Source organism: Variovorax paradoxus NBRC 15149 (assembly GCF_001591365.1).
Lineage (GTDB): Bacteria > Pseudomonadota > Gammaproteobacteria > Burkholderiales > Burkholderiaceae_C > Variovorax > Variovorax paradoxus.
Genome location: NZ_BCUT01000005.1, coordinates 134,862 through 155,133, shown reverse-complemented (window position 1 = coordinate 155,133; position 20,272 = coordinate 134,862). Strand labels below are relative to the sequence as shown.

Sequence of the window (20,272 nt, the reverse complement as noted above, 5' to 3'; positions counted from 1 at the left end):
AATACTTACGAAGCGCTGCAGCGTGACATACGTCTCAGCGTGTGCGACACCGTTTCTGCATTGGCCGCAGCGGCGTCCTTGGCGGCCTCGACAGACAGGCTGCAGTCCGCCGCTTTTCTAGCCACGACCGGCGCCGCTTCGTCTTTCGGCAGGCCCTGCGCCAGCACCAGCGCAACGTTGGCGCACAGCAACATGCAAAGCAGCCATGCGCACAACAACTGCAGCCAGCCCAGCCACCACCGGCGCTGCGGCGCGGCTTGGCGTTGATAGGGCAAGGACGCCTGAGCGTTCAGTTTGATCATGGCAATGCTTTCAGAACCCGGGCCAGCCGGGACAGACCGACACCGGCAGAACTCTTGGCCAGCACCCAGTCGCCCGGCTGCAGCAGGCCGCCCAGCGCGGTCGACAGGTCGGACACATCGACGAACCAGTGCGAGCGGACCTTGGTGCGGATGCGCGCATGCAGCGCCCGCATCAGCGGGCCGCACAGCAGCACGCGGTCGGGCTGCGATGCGAGCAGCTCGGGCTCCAGGTCCAGGTGGTGCCGCTGCGCGGCGGGGCCGAGCTCCTGCATGTCGCCGAGGATCGCCACGCGGCGGGCCGGCTCGCAGGGCGCCTGCGACAGCAGCTCGAGCGCGGCGCGCATCGAGCTCGGGTTGGCGTCATAGGTCTCGTCGATCAGCTTGAAACTGCCGCCGCCGATGTGGATGGTGTGCAGCGCGCCGCGTCCGCCCGGCGGCTCGAACTGCGCGAAGGGCTCAACCGCGGCGGCCAGCTTCAGGCGCATCGCCTGCAGGGCCGCCAGCGCGGCCACGGCGCTCACGCCCATGTGGCGCCCCGGCGCATTGAGCCGCAACTGGAACGGCTCGCCGAGCACCTGGGCCTGCACCTCGCCATGGTCGAACGAGAGCAGCCGCACGTCGGCGTCCTTGTGCTCGCCATAGGTCACGATCTGCAGCTGGTGCGCCATGGCGGCTTCGGCAAAGGTCGCAAACTCGGGGAGGTCGCGGTTCAGCACCGCGCTGTCGCCGGGCGCCATGCCCTCGAAGATGCGGCTGTCCATGCGCGCGGCGGCTTCCGAAGGCCCGCGGTGCTTTTGCGACGCGGCCGACAGCCCCGTCACCACGGCCAGCATCGGCCGCACCAGCTGGGCCGTGGCCAGCATGTGCGGCGATCCCATCTCCAGCACCCAGTAGGCCGCATGCCGCGGCATGCAGGTCAGGTTCCAGGCCATGCCCGAGGGCAGGCTGACGTTGCCTTCGGGCCGGCCGACCTCGCCCCACACGGCCAGGGCGTCGGCCAGCATCGCGGCCACGGTGGCGCCGGCGGTGCCGCTGCCCAGCACGCCGCAGACGCGCCCCGTGAACTCGGTGCGCGCATGCGCGCCCAGCGCAAGCACGGCCTGCGGCACGTCGTCCACCTGGAGCACCGGCACCCGCTTGTCGAGGTGCGGTGCGGGATCGGTGCACAGCACGGCGGCGGCCGGCTGCAGCACGCCCTTGAGCGCCACCGCGGCCAGCGGCGTCTTCGAGGGCCGCGCCTGGTGCTCGAACACCACGCGGCCCTTGCGCAGGAAGGAGCGCTGCGTCACGCCGCTGGCGCGCCAGCCGTCTTCCGGGCGCACCACCCATTCGCCGCCGGTCACGCGCGCCATTTCGCCCGCGGTCCAGGCGGCGGCACCGTCGTCCCTCGCGCTGCCGGCGCCGGGCACGGCGGGGCGCTCCAGCAGGTAGCGGCGATAGGCCACGAAGCCCGACACGTATTGCGCCACGTCGTCGATGCGCACCCGGAACGCGTGGTGCCGGATGAAGAAGGAGCCGACGATGGTGGAGGGCCGGCGAAAGTACATCGCCATCTCGGGCCAGAAGAAGCCGTTCTGCAGGTAGTGGGCGCGGTACTCCAGCGCGCGGTAGAACTTTTCGGTGTCCAGCTCGTCGAGCAGGTGCCGCATGGCGGGCGTGGCCTCCAGGCGCTGCAGCATCTGCTGGGCCGCGAGCATGAGTTCGAGCAGCGTCGGAAAGGTGGTCTTTCGGTCGAGCACGAAGTCCAGGTAGCCGGCCACGTTCTGCAGGCCGAAGCGAAAGTACTTTTCCTGCGGGCTCCAGCGCGTGAGCTCGTTGACGCAGCAGCTCAGCCAGTGGTCGTGCGCCTGCCAGTGCTGGCTTGCAATGAAGTGGTCGAAGGCCTTCTCGACCACGGCGAGCCACCTCGCATCGCGCGTGAGGCCGTACAGGCGCATGAGGCCATAGGCCGCCTCGCCGTCGTAGTAGATGACGCGCGAGGCCTGCTTCACGCGCAGGTCGCCGGCATGCAGCACGTGGCTGAAGCTGCCGGTGGCGCCATCCTGCAGCGAAGCGATGCCCAGCGCCAGCTTCTCCAAAAGCGGCAGCCAGTCGCGCGTGTCCATCGCCTCGCAGTACTTCACCAGGGCCAGCACGCAGGCGGCATTGCCGCCCAGCCTGATCTCTTCGCCGGTGTCGACGAGGAAGGCGACCTCGGTGCCGTCGGCCAGCGTGTAGCTGCGGATGAGCGTGTTCGCGAGATGGTCGAGCGCGCGGTCGATGGCCAGGCGCAGCTTGTCGTCGCGCACGAGCTCCCACGCCTCGACCATGGCGCTGAGCACGCTCGCATGGCGCATGGCGTCGTAGGTCGGAATGCGGCGGTCGAAGCACGGAAAGTAGCCGTACACGAAGAGCCCGTCGTCCTGCACCTGGCGCGCAAGGTACGAGGCGCCGCTACGCACCAGGTCGAGCGCCGACTGCGGCGCGAGCGCCGGCGCCTGGCGCCGTCCGGCATCGAGCCCCGTGCCCACGAGCTTGTGCACCACGCAGTCGGCCTGGCAGAACACGCCCACGGTCGCGAGCAGGTAGACGCGCTGGTCGGCCGGCAGCTCGAGCGGCAGCGCGCGTGCGAAGCGCGCCTGGGCATAGGCCTCGAAGTTGCGCGCATTCACCACTGCATGCGCAATGGTCGAATCGCCGCTCAGCATGGCGTTGGCGTTGAGCTCCTGCTCGGTGAACGCGGTCTCGAAATCCTGGTCGAAGGCCAGGCCGAGGCGGAAATAGTTGCGCTTGACGCCGGCGAGCTGGGCCTTGAACTGCGCCCAGTCGATCGGGCTTGCGCCCTCGACCCAGTCGATGCGCAGCCATGGCGAGACGATGCCGCAGTCGCGCACCCAGCGCTCCACGGCCTCGGCGCCTTCGTGCCATGCGGTTTCGAAATCGGCCGCGCGCGCGTGCACCACGTGCGCGCGCTGCGACCCGTCGCTCACCGAGAAGAAAAGCGTGAAGGCCGGATAAGGCGCCGGCAGCGCCGCGCACACCGAGGCCAGGCGCTCGTGGCAGGCATGGAGCTGGTCGGAGAAGGACATCATTCGGCCCCAGTCGAATGCGGGAGGCCGGTCGCACCCGGACCGGGAACTCCCATCGAAGGCATCGCGTTTCTCCGTGTTTCAGCGGTAGCTGAATTCGGCTCGGCGATTGAGCTGATGGCCCTCCTCGGTGGTTTCGAGCGACGCGGGTTTTTCAATACCCCAGCTGACGGCCTCGATGCGTTCGCCCGGCACGCCAAGCTGCGTGAGCGCGCGCTGCACGGATTCGGCCCGGCGCTGGCCCAGCGCAAGGTTGTATTCGCGGCCGCCGCGCAAGTCGGTGTGGCCCTCGATCACCACCTTGCTGGCGGGACGGTTGCGCAGGTAGCTCGCATGCGCTTCCACCACGTTGCGGTATTGCGGCTTGACGTCGTATTTGTCGAAGTCGAAGTACACGATCTTCAGTGCGGGGCCGTTCTGCACCGGCGCGGGCGGGGGTGGTTCCACCTTGGCCACCGGGGCCGCCTTGTTCGAGTAGTAGTAGGTGGCGTCCTCGCGTCCGCTCTTGGAGGCCGTTCCGCAAGCGGCAAGGCTTGCTGCAAGGGCGACGATGGCCAGTATCCGGTAGCTGCTGCTGCTGTTCTTCATATCGATTCCTTTCGCGGGCCAGGCCGCGGCGGCCTGGCCCTGGTGCGTTGTTTTTCTTCCTTCTCCTCTACTGCTCTTGTTCCTTAACCCAGCAGGCCGTGCAGGATGTTCGTCACCGGGGTGAGAACGCTGCCGGTGCCGGCGGCCTGGTCCACCAGGCTGGTGATCGGGGTGACCACGTCGGTCACGATCGGAGCGGCATGCTCCACCGTGTCGACCACGCTCGCGACGGTGTCGACCACCGGAGCGACCGTCGGGGCTGCGCCGGCCAGGATGTCGGTCACGGGCGCTGCCACCGTGGATGCCGTGGCAACCACCGGTTCGAGCGCCGCACCGGCCGTGCTTGCCGTGTCGAGCACCGGCTCCAGGATGTTGGCCACCGGGCTGCTGCCGCCGCCCAGCACGCCGCCCAGCAGGCCACCGCTGCCGAGCACGCTGCCGACCAGGCCGTCGTTGCCAAGCAGATCGCCGCCGAGCAGGCCGCCGACGATGCCGTCTTCGCCGAGCACGCCGCCCAACAGATCACCGCCGAGCAAGTCGCCACCCAGAAGGTCGCCACCGAGCACGCTGCCGACAACGCCGTCCTGGCCGAGCACGCCACCCAGCAGATCACCGCCGAGCAGATCACCACCCAGGAGGTCGCCACCCAGGAGGTCGCCACCAAGCAGGTTGCCGACCAGGCCGTCTTCGCCGAGCACACCGCCGAGCAGGTCACCACCGAGCAGATCACCGCCCAGGAGGTCACCACCGAGCAGGTTGCCGACCAGGCCGTCTTCGCCGAGAACGCCGCTGAGCAGGTCACCGCCGAGCAGGTCACCGCCGAGCAGATCACCACCCAGGAGGTCACCGCCGAGCAGGTTGCCGACAAGGCCGTCTTCGCCGAGCACACCGCCCAGCAGGTCACCACCGAGCAGATCGCCACCCAGGAGGTCGCCGCCGAGCAGGTTGCCGACAAGGCCGTCCTCACCCAGCACGCCACCCAGCAGGTCGCCGCCGAGCAAGTCGCCACCCAGGAGATCACCACCGAGGAGGTTGCCGACGAGGCCGTCTTCACCCAGCACGCCACCCAGCAGGTCACCGCCGAGCAAGTCGCCACCCAGGAGATCACCACCGAGCAGGTTGCCGACAAGGCCGTCTTCACCCAGCACGCCGCCGAGCAGATCACCGCCCAGGAGATCGCCGCCGAGCAGATTGCCGACAAGGCCGTCTTCACCCAGCACGCCACCGAGCAGGTCGCCGCCGAGCAGATCACCACCCAGGAGATCACCACCGAGCAGGTTGCCGACCAGGCCGTCTTCGCCGAGCACACCGCCCAGCAGGCCGCCGTCGCCCAGCAGGTTGTCGACCAGGCCATCCTCGCCGAGCACGCCGCCGAGCAGGCCGTCTTGCGCAAGGAGGCTGCCGATGGCGCCGCCGCTGCCGAGCAAGCCGTCTTCGCCGAGCAGGCCGCCGACCACGCCGTCATCGCCAAGCACGCCGCCCAGCAGGCCGCCTTCACCCAGCACGCCATCGGTCACGCCGCCGAGCAGGCCGTCTTCGCCGCCGAGCAAGCCACCCAGCGGGCTGTCTTCGAGCAGGCCGCTCACGGCGCCGCCGTCGCCCAGGAGGTTGTCGACCACGCCGTCCTGGCCCAGCAGGCCGCCGGTGAGGCCGTCGCTGCCCAGCAGGCTGGACAGCGCGCCGTCACCGCCAAGCAGGCCGCCCACCACGCCGTCGCCGCCGAGCAGGCTGCCCACCGGGCTGCCCGCGCCGATCAGGCCGCCCAGCAGGCCCTCTTCGCCCAGTACGCCGCCGACCACGCCGCCGAGGGCGCCGTCCTCGCCCAGCAGGCCGCCGACGATGCCGTCGTCGCCGATCACGTTGTCCAGCAGGCTGCCGATGGCACTGCCTTCTCCGATCAGGCCGCCAAGCGTGCCGTTCTCGCCGAGCAGGCCGCCCACCAGGCCGTCTTCGCTGACGAGCTCGCCGAGGAGGCTGTCCTGGCCGAGCAGGCCGTCCACCACGTTGCCGACCACGCCCTCCTCGCCCACGAGGCCGTCGAGCGCGCCGTCCAGGCCGAGGCTGCCGGTGAGGCCGCTCAGGATGCCTTCATCGCCCACCAGGTTGTCCAGGCCGTTCTGCAGCGCGTCGGTGACGTAGTCGACCTGCTTGACCAGCTGGTCGACCAGCGCACCCGTGGCGCCTTCGCCGAGCAGGCCGTCGACGATCGGGCTGGCCACGCCGCCCACGCCATCGGCCACGGTCTCGACGAAGTCGTCCGCCGGATCGAACTGGTTGGGATCGTTCTGGGAGAACTCGGAACCGAGCACCGGGGCCAGCACGTCGTCGACCACGTCGCTCACGCCGTCGACCACGCCCAGCACCGGGTCGAGCGAGTCGCCGAGACCCGCGGTGTCGCCGATCGAACCGACCAGGCCGCCAGCCGCGCCGTCGCCCGGATCGAGCAGGCTGTCGCCGTCTGCGTCTGCGTCTGCATCGGCGTCTGCATCGGCGTCGGCGTCGGCGTCGGCGTCGGCATCCGCGTCAGCGTCAGCGTCCGCATCCGCATCCGCATCCGCATCGGCATCGGCATCCGCATCGGCATCGGCATCAGCATCAGCATCAGCATCAGCATCAGCATCAGCATCAGCATCAGCATCAGCATCGGCATCGGCATCGGCATCCGCGTCAGCGTCGGCATCCGCGTCGGCATCCGCATCGCCGTCGGCATCCGCGTCAGCATCCGCATCGGAATCAGCATCCGCATCGCTCTCACCGCCACCACCACCGCCGCTGCCGGCGAAGAACGGGATCGTTCCACCGTCGTCACCGCCACCGCCGCCCAGCGCGGCACCGAGCGCAACGGCGCCCAGTGCGCCGAGCGCGAATTCGCCGAGGCCGAGGCCGCTGCCGGCCGCGACCTTCTTGGTGACGGCCAGTGCGGCCGCGTCGGCGTCGCTGTCGGGCGGGGTCACCTGCAGGTCGCCCGAGGCGACATCCACATTCACTTGTTCGAGGCCGCCGGGCAGCTTGGTCGAGCCGATGGTGGCGTCGGTGCCGCCGGTGAAGACGCCGGCCAGCGGCGCCTTGTTGGTGGCCGAGCCGGGGAACAGGACGTTGGCCTGCCCGCCTTCGGGAACGATCACGCGGTCACCCGCGATCAGGGTCTGGTTGCCGTCTACCGGAATGCGGACACCCTCGCGCATCACCGCGACGCCCGGCGTAGCATTGGACAATGTGCCAATGCTCGAGGGCGCCGCGGCAGCGGCAGGTGCCGACGAGCTCATCGCGGCGGGAGCGCCGAGCGGTGTGCTGGTGGCTTGGGCGATGACCACAGGAGCAACGCCACTGGCGGCAAGTCCTTCGGTCGAATGGGTCGGTGCTTGTGGTGCGTTCATGACAGCCTCTGTGACAAAAGATGCATCTACAGGGGCAACTAGCGTGCCGTGCTGCCAACTCTTTTGAGCCACCGGTTCGCCAAGAACGCAAGTTATTGATTTTTATGGATATTTTTCTGAAAACGGGTGCCCGCGCTGTCGGCCGGAACAGCGCTTTGGACGCTGTTTTGACCATTCGTTACGTTACGGCGTAACGTCCCGCTACCGGAACATCGGGCGCATTCCGGGCTGCCGGCGCGCGGTTTTCCCCTCCCCTCTTTTTCCTTTCCAGCTTCTCCATACAGATATGTTCAATCCCTCCCAGGAAGACGTGCGCCGCTTCTTTTGCGACGTGTACGCCAAGCACCGCCAAGGCTTGCCGATGGAAGCGCTCGAGACGATTGCCGCGGGATGGATCGACGCCCACCCCGAATACCACGAGGACCTGGCCGACGCCGATGCGGCCGTGGCGCGCGTGTACGACGGCTCGAACGGCCGCGAGAACCCGTTCCTGCACCTGTCGATGCATCTTTCGATCAGCGAGCAATGCTCCATCGACCAGCCGCGCGGCATCCGCCAGGCCGTCGAACTGCTGGCCGCCCGCCGCGGCTCGCTGCTCGATGCGCATCACGAGGCCATGGAATGCCTCGGCCAGATGATGTGGGAGAGCCAGCGCGCCGGCCGGCCGCCCGATGGCGATGGTTACGTAGCCTGCGTGCAGCGCCGCGCAACCAAGGACTAGCCGGCCTTCCGGGAAGGCAGCGCGCCCTGCTGCTTCGCTCCCTCGCGCAGCAGCGCGGCCATGGCGCTGCGCAGCGCCGAGGGCTCGGCGTCGCTGCGCAGCAGCAGGCCCACGGGCTCGTCGGTGCCGGCGGTTTCGATGCGCAGGCGCACCAGCCGCTGGTCGGCCAGCTCGCCGCGCGCGGCGCCCAGCGGGGTGATCCAGACCGCGTCGGACACCGCCACCAGGCCGCGCGCCACCGCAACGTCGAGCGTCTGCAGCGCGTGGGGCGGAAGCGCCAGGCCGCGCGCCGACAGGAAGCTTTCGGTGTTGTGGCGCGGGATGGTGCCCTCGCCATACACCACGAGCGGAAAGCCGAGCACCGCCTGCACCGACACCGCCCGGGTCGACCGGCCCGCCAGCGGATGGCCGGGGCGCACGGCAAACACCAGCGGCTCGGTGTAGAGCAGCTCGAAGCTGAGCCCGCCCATCAGACGCGGATCGCTCATGCGGCCGGCCACCAGGTCGAGTTCGCCGGCGCGCAGCTCGTCGAGCAGCACCGGGTTGGCCGCGCTCTTCACCACAACCTGCACCGACGGCCAGCGCTCGCGAAAGCGCGCGAGTGCCGCCGGCAGCAGCGCCGGCGCCACGCTCGGCAGCGCGCCGATGCGCAGCCGCTCCACGCGCTCGCCCGAGGCGGGCGCCACCGCCTGCGCGCTGGCGTCGATGGCCTCGAGCACGCGCAGCGCATGGGCCAGCAGCTGCTCGCCGGCCGGCGCGAGCCCCTGCACCCCGCGCCGCCCGGCATTGCCGCGCTCCACCAGGCGCGCCCCGACGATGGCCTCCAGCTCGGCCAGCGTCTTGGACACCGCCGGCTGGCTCAGCGACAGCCGCTCGGCGGCGCGCGCGAGATGGCGCTCCTGCGCCACCGCGACAAGGCAGCGCAGGTGGCGCAGCTGCACGTTGCGCACAAAGTCCTGGCGAAGGTCGGCGGGAGTTTTCAATTACTGGTGGTTATGTAAAACAGACCAATCTTCAATTTACATCATCGAACGCGGCTTCTAAAGTTCAGCTTCCAAATTCGATTCGTCCCACGACAGGAGACAACGGCATGTTGACGAAAACCCCGGCCACCCTCACCCCCCGCGACTGGGAAGCCCATCCCTCGTACATCTACACCGGATACAAGTCGACCGCGAAGCGCGGCCCGCAGAAGCCCCTGGTGCCGCTGAAGGCCTCGCTCGGCGAGCTGCAGCAGCCGGTGTACGGCCACGACAGCATCGGCGAGCTCGACCACGACCTGACGCGCAATGCGCGCAAGAACGGCGAGCCGCTGGGCGAACGCATGATCCTCACCGGCCAGGTGCTCGACGAGCGCCGCCGCCCCGTGGCCAACACGCTGGTCGAGCTCTGGCAGGCCAACGCCTCCGGCCGCTACGTGCACAAGGTCGACCAGCACGACGCGCCGCTCGACCCCAACTTCCTGGGCGCGGGCCGCTGCCTGACCGACAGCGAGGGCCGCTACCGCTTCCTCACCATCAAGCCCGGCGCCTATCCCTGGGGCAACCACCCCAACGCCTGGCGCCCGCAGCACATCCACCTGTCGCTGTTCGGCCAGAGCTTTGCGAGCCGGCTGGTCACGCAGATGTACTTCCCCGGCGACCCGCTGCTGCAGTACGACCCCATGGTCACCGGCACGCCCGAGCGCTACCGCAACCGGCTGATCGCCGACTTCAGCCTCGACATCACCGAGGAAGGCTACGCGCTGGGCTACCAGTTCGACATTGTGCTGCGCGGCGCCGACGAAACGCCGTTCGAAAACCGCTGAGCAAGAAGGAGACACACACCATGTTGATGACCGCACAGGAAGCCGACTTCGGCCAGACCCCCTCCCAGACCGTGGGCCCCTACTTCGCCTACGGCCTCACCGCCGCGCAGTACGGCTACGACTTCGACCAGCCCTTCGACGGCGTGGTGGCCCTGGACAACGCCAGCGGCGAGCGCATCCGCCTTGAAGGCCGCGTGATCGACGGCGACGGCAACCCCATCGGCGATGCGCTGGTCGAGATCAGCCAGCCCGACGGCGAGGGCCGCTATCCGCAAACGCCCGAAGAGGCGCGCGAGATCGGCTTTCGCGCCTTCGGCCGTGCCGGCACGGGCACCGATGCGCAGAACCGCTTCGTGTTCCACACCGTGAAGCCGGGCGCCGAATCGCCGGGCGAAGCCCCGCACATCAACGTGATCGTGCTGATGCGCGGCCTGCTGCTGCATGCGTTCACGCGCGTTTACTTCAGCGACGAGGCCGAAGCCAACGCCAGGGACGCCGTGCTGGCCAGCGTGCCGGCCGAGCGCCGCCACACGCTGATTGCCGAGCGCGTGGAGCAAGGCGGCGCGGTGAGCTACCGCTTCGACATCCGCATGCAGGGGCCCCAGGAGACGGTGTTCTTCGACGTCTGACACCAGCAGCCGGCCCCGCAAACAAGAAAGCCCGCGCGATGCGGGCTTTCTTCTTGATGGGGCGGGAGGGCGCTTACTCGGCGGCGCGGTGGATGCGCGATTCCGGCACCGTCTTGAGGTCGCCGGGCAGCGAGCTGATGTAGCTCGCGAGCGTCTTGAGTTCGGCGTTGCTGAACTTCTTGGGCTCGACCTGCTGCGCCATCACCGCATTCGAGCGGCCCAGGTGCAGGTTGTTCTTCACGCGGTACGACTTGAGCGCCACGAAGAGGTAGTCGGCATGCTGGCCGGCCAGCTTGGGCACCGTGCCGTCATTGGGCGTGCTGAAGTTGGCGCCGTGGCACTTGGTGCAGCTGTTGTCCTTGTCGCGCGACACCAGGGCCTGCACGTTCTCGGGCATGGGCTTGGCGAGCGCAGCCGGGGGCGCGTCGCCTTCCTTCAGGCCCAGCTGGCTGTAGTAGGCGGCCAGGTCGGCGATGTCCTGCTCCTTCAGGGTGTCGGCAATCGCGCGCATGGTGGGGTGCTTGCGGTCGCCGCCCTTGTAGGCGGTGAGGGCCGAGGTGATGTAGCTGGCGCTCTGGCCGGCGATCATCGGGACCTTGTGGATCTCCGGAAAGCTGGCCTGGTAGCCGATGATGCCGTGGCAGCCCACGCACATGGCAACCTTCTTGGCACCCTCCTGGGCATTGCCCGTGACTTGCTGGGCTTGCGCCGAGACCGTCACGCAAGCGACAGCGAAGGCAAACATCGTGGTCAACAACTTGTTCATTTTGCGCGCACAATCTCGTGGAGATACAGTTTTTCGAATCAACATTCGATTATATGCAAGGGTCCTCCGGGAACCCCTTCAAGCCGTCCAAGTGGCTGCACGAAGCGAATCGAGTGTGTTCTTTTCTCCACCCCGCCTCCTCCACCCTGCTCGCGTTCACTCATGAAATTCAAGGGCTCAGACAACTACGTCGCCACTCAGGACCTGATGCTGGCCGTCAATGCCGCCATCACGCTCACGCGCCCGCTGCTCGTCAAGGGCGAGCCCGGCACCGGCAAGACCATGCTGGCCGAGGAAGTGGCGCAATCGCTCGGGCTGCCGCTTTTGCAGTGGCACATCAAGTCGACCACCAAGGCGCAGCAGGGCCTCTATGAATACGACGCCGTGAGCCGCCTGCGCGACTCGCAGCTGGCGGACGTGGACGGTGGCGAGCGCGTCAAGGACATCCAGAACTACATCGTCAAGGGCGTGCTCTGGCAGGCCTTCACGGCCGACCAGCCGGTGGCGCTGCTCATCGACGAGATCGACAAGGCCGACATCGAATTCCCGAACGACCTGCTGCGCGAGATCGACCGCATGGAGTTCTACTGCTACGAGACGCGCGAGCTCATCCGCGCCAAGCACCGGCCGGTGGTGTTCATCACCTCCAACAACGAGAAGGAGCTGCCCGACGCCTTCCTGCGCCGCTGCTTCTTCCACTACATCAAGTTCCCCGACGCGGAAACGATGAAGAGCATCGTGGCGGTGCACTTCCCCGGCCTCAAGCAGGAGCTGCTCACCTCCGCGATGAAGACCTTCTACGACGTGCGCAACCTGCCCGGCCTCAAGAAGAAGCCCTCCACCTCCGAGCTGCTCGACTGGCTCAAGCTGCTGGTGGCCGAGGACATTCCGCTCGAGGCCCTGCAGAGCAAGGACGACAAGGTCGCCGTGCCGCCGCTGGTGGGCGCGCTGCTTAAGAACGAGCAGGACGTGACCCTGTTCGAGAAGCTCGTCTTCATGCAGCGCAATAACCGATAACTGCTCCGGGGCCCGCGAAATGGCGTTCGTCGAACCTGTCACGCTGAAGGCCCGCGACCTCGCGCTGGTGCCGCTCTCGCTCGATCATGAAGAGGGCCTGCGCGCCGCCGCGGCCGACGGCGAGCTCTGGAAGCTGCGCGTCACCTCCGTGCCCGAGCCGCACGAAACCCGCGCCTACATCGAAACCGCGCTGCAGGGGCGCGAGGCCGGCCACCGCTTCGCGTTTGCCGTGACCGAAGCCGAAACCGGCACCGTGCTCGGCAGCACCAGCTTCCATGACGTCCTGCCGGCCGTGAAGCGCGTGGAGATCGGCTACACCTGGTACGCCCGGCGCTGTCAGCGCACCCACGTCAACACCACCTGCAAGCTGCTCATGCTGACGCACGCCTTCGATACCCTCGGCTGCAACGTGGTGGGCTGGCGCACCGACAATTTCAACTTTGCTTCGCAGCGCGCCATCGAGCGGCTCGGCGCCAAGAAGGACGGCGTGATCCGCGGCCATGCGATGCGCCGCGACGGCACCATCCGCGACACCGTGATGTACAGCCTTGCCGCGGGCGAGTGGCCCGAGGTGAAGGCCCAGCTGCTCTACCTGCTCGACAAGCCGCGAAGCTGAAGAGAAGCCCAAGGAAAGCCCGACCATGCTGATCGATTTCTTCTACACGCTGCGCTCGGCCAAGCTGCCGGTCTCGGTCAAGGAATACCTCACGCTGCTCGAGGCGCTGCAGGCCGACGTGGTGGGGCCCAACTCCGACGGCGCCTTCGGCCTGGACGACTTCTACTATCTCTCGCGCACCGCGCTGGTCAAGGACGAGAAGCACTACGACAAGTTCGACCGCGCCTTTGCCGCCTACTTCAAGGGCGTGGAGATGCTGGCCGACTTCACCAAGGAAGTGCCGCTCGACTGGCTGCGCAAGACGCTGGAGCGCGAGTTCACGGCCGAGGAAAAGGCCAAGATCGAGAAGATGGGCTGGGACGAGCTCATGGAAACGCTCAAGAAGCGCTTCGAGGAGCAGAAGGAGCGCCACGAGGGCGGCAACAAGTGGATCGGCACCGGCGGCACCTCGCCCTTCGGCCACGGCGGCTACAACCCGCAGGGCGTGCGCATCGGCGGCGCGGGCAAGAACAAGAGCGCCGTGAAGGTGTGGGACCAGCGCGCCTATAAAGACTACGACGACAGCCAGGAGCTCGGCACGCGCAACATCAAGGTGGCGCTGCGGCGGCTGCGCAAGTTCGCGCGCGAGGGCCACGAGGAAGAGCTGGACCTGGACGACACCATCCACTCGACCGCGGCCAATGCCGGCTACCTCGACATCAAGATGCGGCCCGAGCGCCACAACAACGTCAAGGTGCTGCTGCTGATGGACGTGGGCGGCACCATGGACGAGCACATCCAGCGCGTGGAGGAGCTGTTCTCGGCCGTCAAGACCGAGTTCAAGCACCTGGAGTTCTTCTACTTCCACAACTGCGTCTACGACTTCATGTGGAAGAACAACAAGCGCCGCTTCTCCGAGAAGTTCGCGACCTGGGACATCCTGCGCAAGTACAACAAGGACTACAAGCTCATCTTCGTCGGCGACGCGACCATGAGCCCCTACGAGATCCTGCAGCCCGGCGGCAGCGTCGAGTACAACAACGAGGAAGCCGGCGCCGAATGGATCCAGCGCCTCACGCACACCTTCCCCAAGTTCGCCTGGATCAACCCCGAGCCGCAGGGCGTGTGGCAGTACCGCCAGAGCATCGCGGTGATGCAGCAGCTCATGTCCAACCGCATGTACCCGCTCACGCTGCGCGGCCTCGAAGAAGCAATGCGAATGCTTTCTAAGTAAGGCCGGTGCGAAGCCCGGAACTGTTTCCGGATGCTTACGGAACCGGCCCGCCTTGCTGTCAAAATCCGCCCATGCTCAGGGTGGTTCCAGTCATTGCGCCGGCGTGGTTGCCGGCCTTGCTTTTTTGCGGCGTCCTGCTCTTGCAGGGATGCAGCCTGCTGCCGAAGAAGGACAGCGCGCAGGACACGGCCACCCCCGCGCTGGTGCGCAGCGACGGCGCGGCCGCCGATGCGGACCGCAAGGACAGCGAGCGAAGCGGGCCGCGGCGCGACGCCTTCACCGTCGAGGTGCGCGGGCCCGACACGGTGCGCGAGTACCTCACGCTGCACCTGGACATCCAGCGCTACCGCACGCTCGACGACCTGGGCGCCACCGAGATCTCGCGGCTCATGGTGGCGGCCGAAGGCAATGCGCGCGAACTGCTCGGCACGCTGGGCTATTTCACGCCCACGCTGACGCTGGAGCTCAACGAGACGCCGGCCAGCGACAAGGCGCCGCGCGAGATCGTCATCACGGTGGAGCCGGGCGAACTCACGCGCGTGAGCAACGTGCAGATCAGCTACGGCGGCGCCATTGCAAACGACCCCACGGCCGAGGCCCAGCGCGATTCGATCCGCACCGGCTGGACGCTGCGCCCGGGCCAGCCCTTCACGCAGCAGGGCTGGGACAACGCCAAGACCATTGCATTGCGCAGCCTCACGGCCAGGCGCTTTCCCACCGGCAGCGTCGAAGTGAGCCGCGCCGAGGTCGATGCCGACCGGCACGAGGCCCGCCTCAGCGTCACCTACCAGTCGGGCCCGGCCTACCGCTTCGGCCCGCTCGTGCTGCGCGGCACCGAGCGCTACGACGCCGACGGCGCGCGCCGCATCGCGCAGCTTCCCACCGGCACCGACTACGACCAGCAGAAGCTGCTCGATGCCCAGCAGCGCCTGGCCAGCAGCGGCTATTACGACTCGGTGTTCCTCACGCTCGACACCGAGAGCGGCACGCCGCTGGCCGCCCCGGTGATTGCGCAGCTGCGCGAAGCGCCGATGCAGAAGGTGGTGCTGGGCGCGGGCTTCACCACCGACAACGGCCCGCGGCTGTCGGTGGACCACATCCACAACCGGCTGCCGCTGCTCGGCTGGCGCGCCGTGTCGCGGCTGTCGGTGGACCGCGACATCAAGTCGCTGGGCACCGAGTGGAACGCCATTCCCGATGACCGCGGATGGCGCTGGTTCGCGGGCGCCGGGCTCAAGAGCGAAACCTCGGGCAGCTACGTGGTCGACAGCGGCCGGCTGCGCAGCGGGCGCAGCAAGTCCAGCGGCCACATCGACCGCAGCTACTTCCTGCAGTACGACTATGCGCAGAACCGCGGCATCAACGCCCCGCCCTCGGCCTCCGCCGTGACCGCCAACTGGGGCTGGACCGGCCGCTATTTCGACGACAACGCCGCGCCCACGCGCGGCTTCGGCCTGGCGCTCGAACTGGGCGCCGGCTACACGCTGACCGGCGAGCGCCTGCCCTTCACGCGCACCTATGCGCGCTGGCTCGGCGTGCTGCCGCTGGGCTTCGCCGAAGACCGCGACGCCGACACGCTGGCGCGCCGCAGCCGGCTGCAGCTGCGCGCCGAAGCCGGTGCCGTGTCCGCCAAGGACAGCGCGCAGATTCCCTCCACGCTGATGTTCCTCACGGGCGGCGACACCACCGTGCGCGGCTACAGCTACCGCCAGATCGGCACCGTGCGCAGCGACGGCCAGATCGTGGCCGGCCGCTACCTGGGCGTGGTGAGCGTCGAATGGCAGCGGCCCTTCGTCTACAAGGACAAGCTCACCGAATGGGAGAGCGTGGTGTTTGCCGACGCCGGCGCCGTGGCCGACAAGCCCGGCGAGCTCAAGCCGAAGGTCGGCGTGGGCGTGGGCGCGCGCTGGCGCAGCCCGGTCGGGCCGGTGCAGGCCGACCTCGCCTATGGCGTGGACACGCGCAAGTTCCGCCTGCACTTTCGCCTGGGCTTCACTTTCTGAACGCGCACGCATCGATGCAGACCGACGCCGAACCCCAGTCCACGCTACCGGCACGCGCACGGCGCTCGCGCACGCGGCGCGCGCTGCGTGCGCTGGGCTGGATGTTCGCGGGCCTGCTCGCGCTGGTGCTCGTGGTCGGCGCGGCCGCGTGGTGGTGGATCGGCTCCAACCAGTCGCTGGCCTTCGCGCTCGCCAAGGCCGCGCGCTATTTGCCCGCCGGGCAGACGCTCGAAAGCCGCGAGGTCACGGGCTCGCTGCGCACCGGCGGGCGCATCGGCTGGCTGCGCTGGCAAAGCGACAAGCTGGCGGTCGAGGTGCAGGAGGCAAGCGTCGGCTGGCAGCTCGCGCCGCTGTTCCAGCGCAAGCTGCAGCTCGGCGAAGTGCATGCGGCGCGCCTGCTCATCGAACGCCGCGGCCCGCCGAGCGACACGCCCACCGAGCCGCTCGAACAGCTCGCGCTGCCGATCGAGGTCGAGCTGCCGTTCCGCATCGACGAGCTGCGCTGGACCGGCCCGCCCGCGCTTCAGGCCAGCCAGCTCGCGGGCAGCTACCGCTACACCGGCGCGGAGCATCGGCTGGAGGTCAAGGGCGTCGACATTGCCGACGGCCACTACAGCGCGCGCGTCAAGCTGCAAGGGCCCGCGCCGATGGCGCTCGACGCCACGCTCGACGGCCGCGTGAAGGCACCGCTGGCCGAAGGCCGCAGCATCGAGGTGCTGGCCCAGGCCGCCATCAAGGGCACGCTTGCCGGCACCGGCGCGCGGCTGCAGGTGGCCGCCGAACTGAAGCCGTCCGAGCCCGATGCCGAGGCCCCGATGGAAGCAAAGCTGCAGGCGAACGTCGCGCCCTGGCTGCCGCAGCCCGTCATCGATGCCAAGGCCGACCTGCGCAACGTCGATGCGGCCAGCCTCTGGCCCGGCGCACCGCGCACGCGGCTGACCGGCACGGTGGCGCTGCAGCCCGACGCGGCCACCGGACCCGCCGCCTGGCAGGCCTCGGCCAGCATCCGCAACGCGCTGCCCGGGCCCTGGGACAAGGGCGCGCTGCCGCTCGAACAGGTCGAGGCGCGCGTGGGCTTCGACGGCACCAGCTGGACCGTGCCCGAAGCCACGCTGCGCGCGGGCGGCGGCCGCATCGATGCCGAAGGCCGCTGGAGCCCCGCGCCCGCACCCTGGCAGGCGCGCGCCACCGTGCGCGGCGTGCGGCCCGGCCTGCTGCACAGCGAGCTGTCGGGCGCGCCGATCAACGGCACGGCCACGGCGCAGCAGCGCGAGGACACCATCGGCTTCGACCTCGCGCTGCGGGCCCAAGGCGGTGCCGGCAGCGCGGCCATGCCCGGCTTCGGCCTCGACCGCGTGCTCGCCCAGGGCCAGTGGAAGAACCAGGTGCTGGACCTGCGCACGCTGCGCGTCGAAGCCGAACGCGCCAGCATCGGGGGCCGGTTGCAGGTGCGCGTGGCCGAGCAGGCCGCGAGCGGCAAGCTCGACCTCACGCTGCCGGGCGGTGGCGCGCAGCTCGAAGGCCGCATCGCGCCCGCACAAGGGGCCGGCGAGATCAAGGCGCGCATCGACGACGCCGAAGCCGTGCAGCGCTGGATCGAAGGCCTGCCCCAGATGTCGAAGCTGTTCGCGGGCAAGTCCGCCAAGGGCTCCGCGCAGCTCGACGCCAGCTGGCAGGGCGGCTGGCAGACCATCCAGCGCCGGCTCGAGAACCCCAATGCGCCGGCCCAGCGCGGCATTGCGGAGCCCAGCCTCAAGGCCGTGCTCGGCGTGCCGCGCCTGGAGCTGCGCATGCCGGCTGCCGAGGGCAATGGCAACGCAGCGGCCTCCACCGTCCAGCTCAAGGGCCTGCACGCGGACCTTGCCGGCAGCCTGGCGCAGGCCACGCTCGCGCTGCAGGGCGAAGCCAGCACCGGCACGCAGAAGCTCACGCTCGACGCGCGCGCGAGCGGCGGCCTTGCAGGGCCCAACCAATGGCGCGCAGCGCTCGCCAGCCTGCGCCTGCAGGCCCAGGACAGCGCGAAGCCCGCCACCGCCAGCGCGCCCTGGACGCTGGAGCTCGGCCGCGAGCTCACCGCCACCCTCAAGACCAGCGGAAGCGGCAGCAGCAGCCGGCTCGATCTCGAAGCCTCGGCCGCTGCCGCCACCTTGCGCGGCCCGGCACCTGGCACCGTGCGCATCGAGTGGCAGCCGCTGCGCTTCACCCGAAGCGGCGCGGCCCCGGACCAGGCCTTCCGCCTGCAGTCCAAGGGCAAGCTGCAGGGCCTTCCGATGGCCTGGGCCGAGGCCTTCGGCGCCAGCGCCACCTTCAACGAGATCGGCGTGAGCGGCGACCTCGTGTTCGACGGCGACTGGGACATCGACGCCGGCGACACCCTGCGCGCCCATGCGCGGATCGCACGCCAGAGCGGCGACATCCGCGTGCAGGCGGGCGAGGCCGCGCTGGTCACGCGCATCACGAGCCGCGGCACCGGCACGGCCAGCGAGCGCACAATGAATTCCGCCACCGCGCAGGGCACCGCGCCCAGCACGCCGGCCGGCCTGCGCCAGGCCGAACTGCGGCTCGATGCGCAGGGCGAGGCCGTGCGCGCCACGCTGGCTTGGGACAGCGAACGCGCGGGCAAGATCGGTGCAGAGCTCAACACGCGCATGCAGCAGCGCGCGGGCGGCTGGCAATGGGCGCCCGATGCGCCGCTGGCCGGCAACATCAAGGCCACGCTGCCCAACCTTGGCGTGTGGTCGATGCTCGCGCCGCCCGGCTGGCGCGTGGCGGGCACGCTGGACGCCGATGCCGCGCTCTCGGGCAACCGCGCAGCGCCGCGCTGGAACGGCACGCTGGGCGCCGACAAGCTCGCGCTGCGCGCGCCGGTCGAAGGGCTCGACCTGCGCGACGGCCGGCTGCGCGCCACGCTCACCGGAGAGCGCATCGAGATCACCGAATTCACGCTCAAGGGCGGCGCCGGCAGCACGGTGCGCATCGGCGGCCAGAGCGGCAACCGCAGCACCGCGGCCAGCCAGGCCGCGAGCGACGGCGGCTCGCTCTCGGCGCGCGGCGACATGGCCTGGGGCGCGGCCGGCGCCTCGGGCACAGGCATCCGCATGGCGCTGCAGGCCGACCTGCGCGCGCTGCGGGTGCTGGTGCGCACCGACCGGCAGCTCACGCTCTCGGGCAACCTGCAGGCGCGCCTGGACGCCGGCCAGTTCAGCGTGCGCGGCAAGCTCAGGACCGACCGCGCGGTGATCATCCTGCCCGACGAGACCGCGCCGAGCCTGGGCACCGACGTGGTGGTGCGCTCCGCCGCCAAGGACCGCGAGATGGCCGAGCAGGCCCAGCGCGACGCCGCGCGCAACGAGGCGCAGGCCGCCAGGCCGCAGACCGCGAAGCCGCCCGACATCGTGGTGAACTTCGACCTGGGCGACGACTTCGCGGTGCAGGGGCGCGGCATCACAACGCGGCTCGAGGGCGACCTGGAGATCCGCAGCACGCGCCTCGATGCGCCGCCGCGCATCACCGGCGAAGTGAAGACCGTGAAGGGCCAGTACCGCGCCTACGGCCAGCAGCTCGACGTGGAAACCGGCGTGGCCCGCTTCAACGGGCCCTTCGACAATCCCGCGCTCGACATCCTGGCGATCCGGCCCAACATCTCGCAGCGCGCCGGCGTGCAGATCACGGGCACCGCGCAGTCGCCGCGCGTCAAGCTCTATTCGGAGCCCGCGCTGTCCGACGCGGAGACGCTCTCGTGGGTGGTGCTCGGCCGCGCCTCGGCCACCAGCGGCGGCGAATCGGCGCTGCTGCAGCAGGCGGCGCTCGCTTTGATCGGCCACGTCAGCAAGGGCACGAGCGGCGGCAGCCTGGCCGGCCGCTTCGGCCTGGACGAACTCGGCTTCAAGGGCCCCGGCAGCGGCGGCGACCTGCGCGAATCGGCGGTCACGCTCGGCAAGCGGCTGTCGAAGGATTTCTATCTCACCTACGAACGCAGCCTGGGCGGCACCTTCGGCACCATCTTCATCTTCTACGACCTGACGCAGCGCCTCACGCTGCGCGGACAGGCCGGCCAGACCAGCGGGCTCGACCTGATCTACACGCTCAAGTACGACTGAGCTGCGGGTCTGCCGCCTTGACCGCGGTAATTCACAGGGTTAAAAATCGTTAACGCCCTTCTAAC

14 protein-coding genes are annotated in these 20,272 nt (G+C 69.3%); 8 read left to right on the top strand and 6 right to left on the bottom strand.

All coding sequences use genetic code 11. The annotated features are described in order from the left end of the window. Positions 1-5: 5 nt before the first annotated feature. The 4 genes from VPA02S_RS21010 to VPA02S_RS20995 all read right to left on the bottom strand — a co-directional run bounded on the left by VPA02S_RS21010 (position 6) and on the right by VPA02S_RS20995 (position 7,335). The gene (locus VPA02S_RS21010; protein WP_018906842.1) at positions 6-302 is read right to left on the bottom strand and encodes a hypothetical protein; all 297 of its coding nucleotides are present in this window, start codon (positions 300-302) and stop codon (positions 6-8) included. Next, positions 299-3,373 carry a glutamate ligase domain-containing protein gene (locus VPA02S_RS21005; protein WP_062365487.1) on the bottom strand — a complete coding sequence of 1,025 codons (3,075 nt, stop codon included), beginning with the start codon at positions 3,371-3,373 and terminating at the stop codon, positions 299-301. The genes VPA02S_RS21010 and VPA02S_RS21005 overlap by 4 nt, the downstream gene beginning before the upstream one ends. A gap of 78 nt (positions 3,374-3,451) precedes the next feature. Further along, positions 3,452-3,958, bottom strand: a complete 507-nt coding sequence (locus VPA02S_RS21000) for an OmpA family protein (protein ID WP_062365486.1) — start codon at positions 3,956-3,958, stop codon at positions 3,452-3,454. Positions 3,959-4,041: 83 nt separating this feature from the next. Further along, positions 4,042-7,335, bottom strand: coding sequence for a hypothetical protein (locus VPA02S_RS20995; RefSeq protein WP_062365485.1), 3,294 nt, complete (start codon positions 7,333-7,335; stop codon positions 4,042-4,044). 286 nt (positions 7,336-7,621) lie between these two features. On the opposite strand from VPA02S_RS20995, the gene VPA02S_RS20990 reads away from it, so the two are divergent. Further along, complete coding sequence (locus VPA02S_RS20990; protein WP_018906845.1) at positions 7,622-8,056, top strand: DUF1841 family protein; 435 nt, start codon at positions 7,622-7,624, stop codon at positions 8,054-8,056. Here the strand turns inward: VPA02S_RS20990 and VPA02S_RS20985 are convergent. After that, on the bottom strand, positions 8,053-9,039 hold the full coding sequence (locus VPA02S_RS20985) for a LysR substrate-binding domain-containing protein (RefSeq protein ID WP_018906846.1): 987 nt from the start codon (positions 9,037-9,039) through the stop codon (positions 8,053-8,055). The genes VPA02S_RS20990 and VPA02S_RS20985 overlap by 4 nt on opposite strands. 107 nt (positions 9,040-9,146) lie before the next feature. Here VPA02S_RS20985 and pcaH point away from each other — a divergent pair, with 107 nt between their 5' ends. Both pcaH and pcaG read left to right on the top strand, forming a co-directional pair. Beyond that, positions 9,147-9,863 (top strand): protocatechuate 3,4-dioxygenase subunit beta, encoded by a 717-nt coding sequence (gene pcaH, locus VPA02S_RS20980; protein ID WP_062365484.1) that lies wholly within the window; start codon positions 9,147-9,149, stop codon positions 9,861-9,863. Positions 9,864-9,883: 20 nt separating this feature from the next. Beyond that, a complete protein-coding gene (gene pcaG / locus VPA02S_RS20975) occupies positions 9,884-10,492 on the top strand; it encodes a protocatechuate 3,4-dioxygenase subunit alpha (RefSeq protein ID WP_062365483.1) in 609 nt (202 codons plus the stop codon). Between the two features lie 73 nt (positions 10,493-10,565). On the opposite strand, the gene VPA02S_RS20970 is transcribed toward pcaG, so the two are convergent. Beyond that, positions 10,566-11,258 carry a c-type cytochrome gene (locus VPA02S_RS20970; RefSeq protein ID WP_015867236.1) on the bottom strand — a complete coding sequence of 231 codons (693 nt, stop codon included), beginning with the start codon at positions 11,256-11,258 and terminating at the stop codon, positions 10,566-10,568. A gap of 162 nt (positions 11,259-11,420) precedes the next feature. On the opposite strand from VPA02S_RS20970, the gene VPA02S_RS20965 reads away from it, so the two are divergent. The 5 genes from VPA02S_RS20965 to VPA02S_RS20945 all read left to right on the top strand — a co-directional run bounded on the left by VPA02S_RS20965 (position 11,421) and on the right by VPA02S_RS20945 (position 20,207). Further along, positions 11,421-12,275 carry an AAA family ATPase gene (locus VPA02S_RS20965; protein ID WP_015867237.1) on the top strand — a complete coding sequence of 285 codons (855 nt, stop codon included), beginning with the start codon at positions 11,421-11,423 and terminating at the stop codon, positions 12,273-12,275. Between the two features lie 19 nt (positions 12,276-12,294). Then, the gene (locus VPA02S_RS20960) at positions 12,295-12,891 is read left to right on the top strand and encodes a GNAT family N-acetyltransferase (RefSeq protein WP_028256501.1); all 597 of its coding nucleotides are present in this window, start codon (positions 12,295-12,297) and stop codon (positions 12,889-12,891) included. Between the two features lie 25 nt (positions 12,892-12,916). Further along, positions 12,917-14,104 carry a vWA domain-containing protein gene (locus VPA02S_RS20955; protein WP_015867239.1) on the top strand — a complete coding sequence of 396 codons (1,188 nt, stop codon included), beginning with the start codon at positions 12,917-12,919 and terminating at the stop codon, positions 14,102-14,104. A 71-nt stretch (positions 14,105-14,175) separates the two neighbouring features. After that, on the top strand, positions 14,176-16,107 hold the full coding sequence (locus tag VPA02S_RS20950) for an autotransporter assembly complex protein TamA (RefSeq protein ID WP_062365482.1): 1,932 nt from the start codon (positions 14,176-14,178) through the stop codon (positions 16,105-16,107). A 14-nt stretch (positions 16,108-16,121) separates the two neighbouring features. Beyond that, entirely contained in the window at positions 16,122-20,207 is a 4,086-nt protein-coding gene (locus VPA02S_RS20945) for a translocation/assembly module TamB domain-containing protein (RefSeq protein WP_062365481.1), read from the top strand. Positions 20,208-20,272 lie beyond the last annotated feature (65 nt).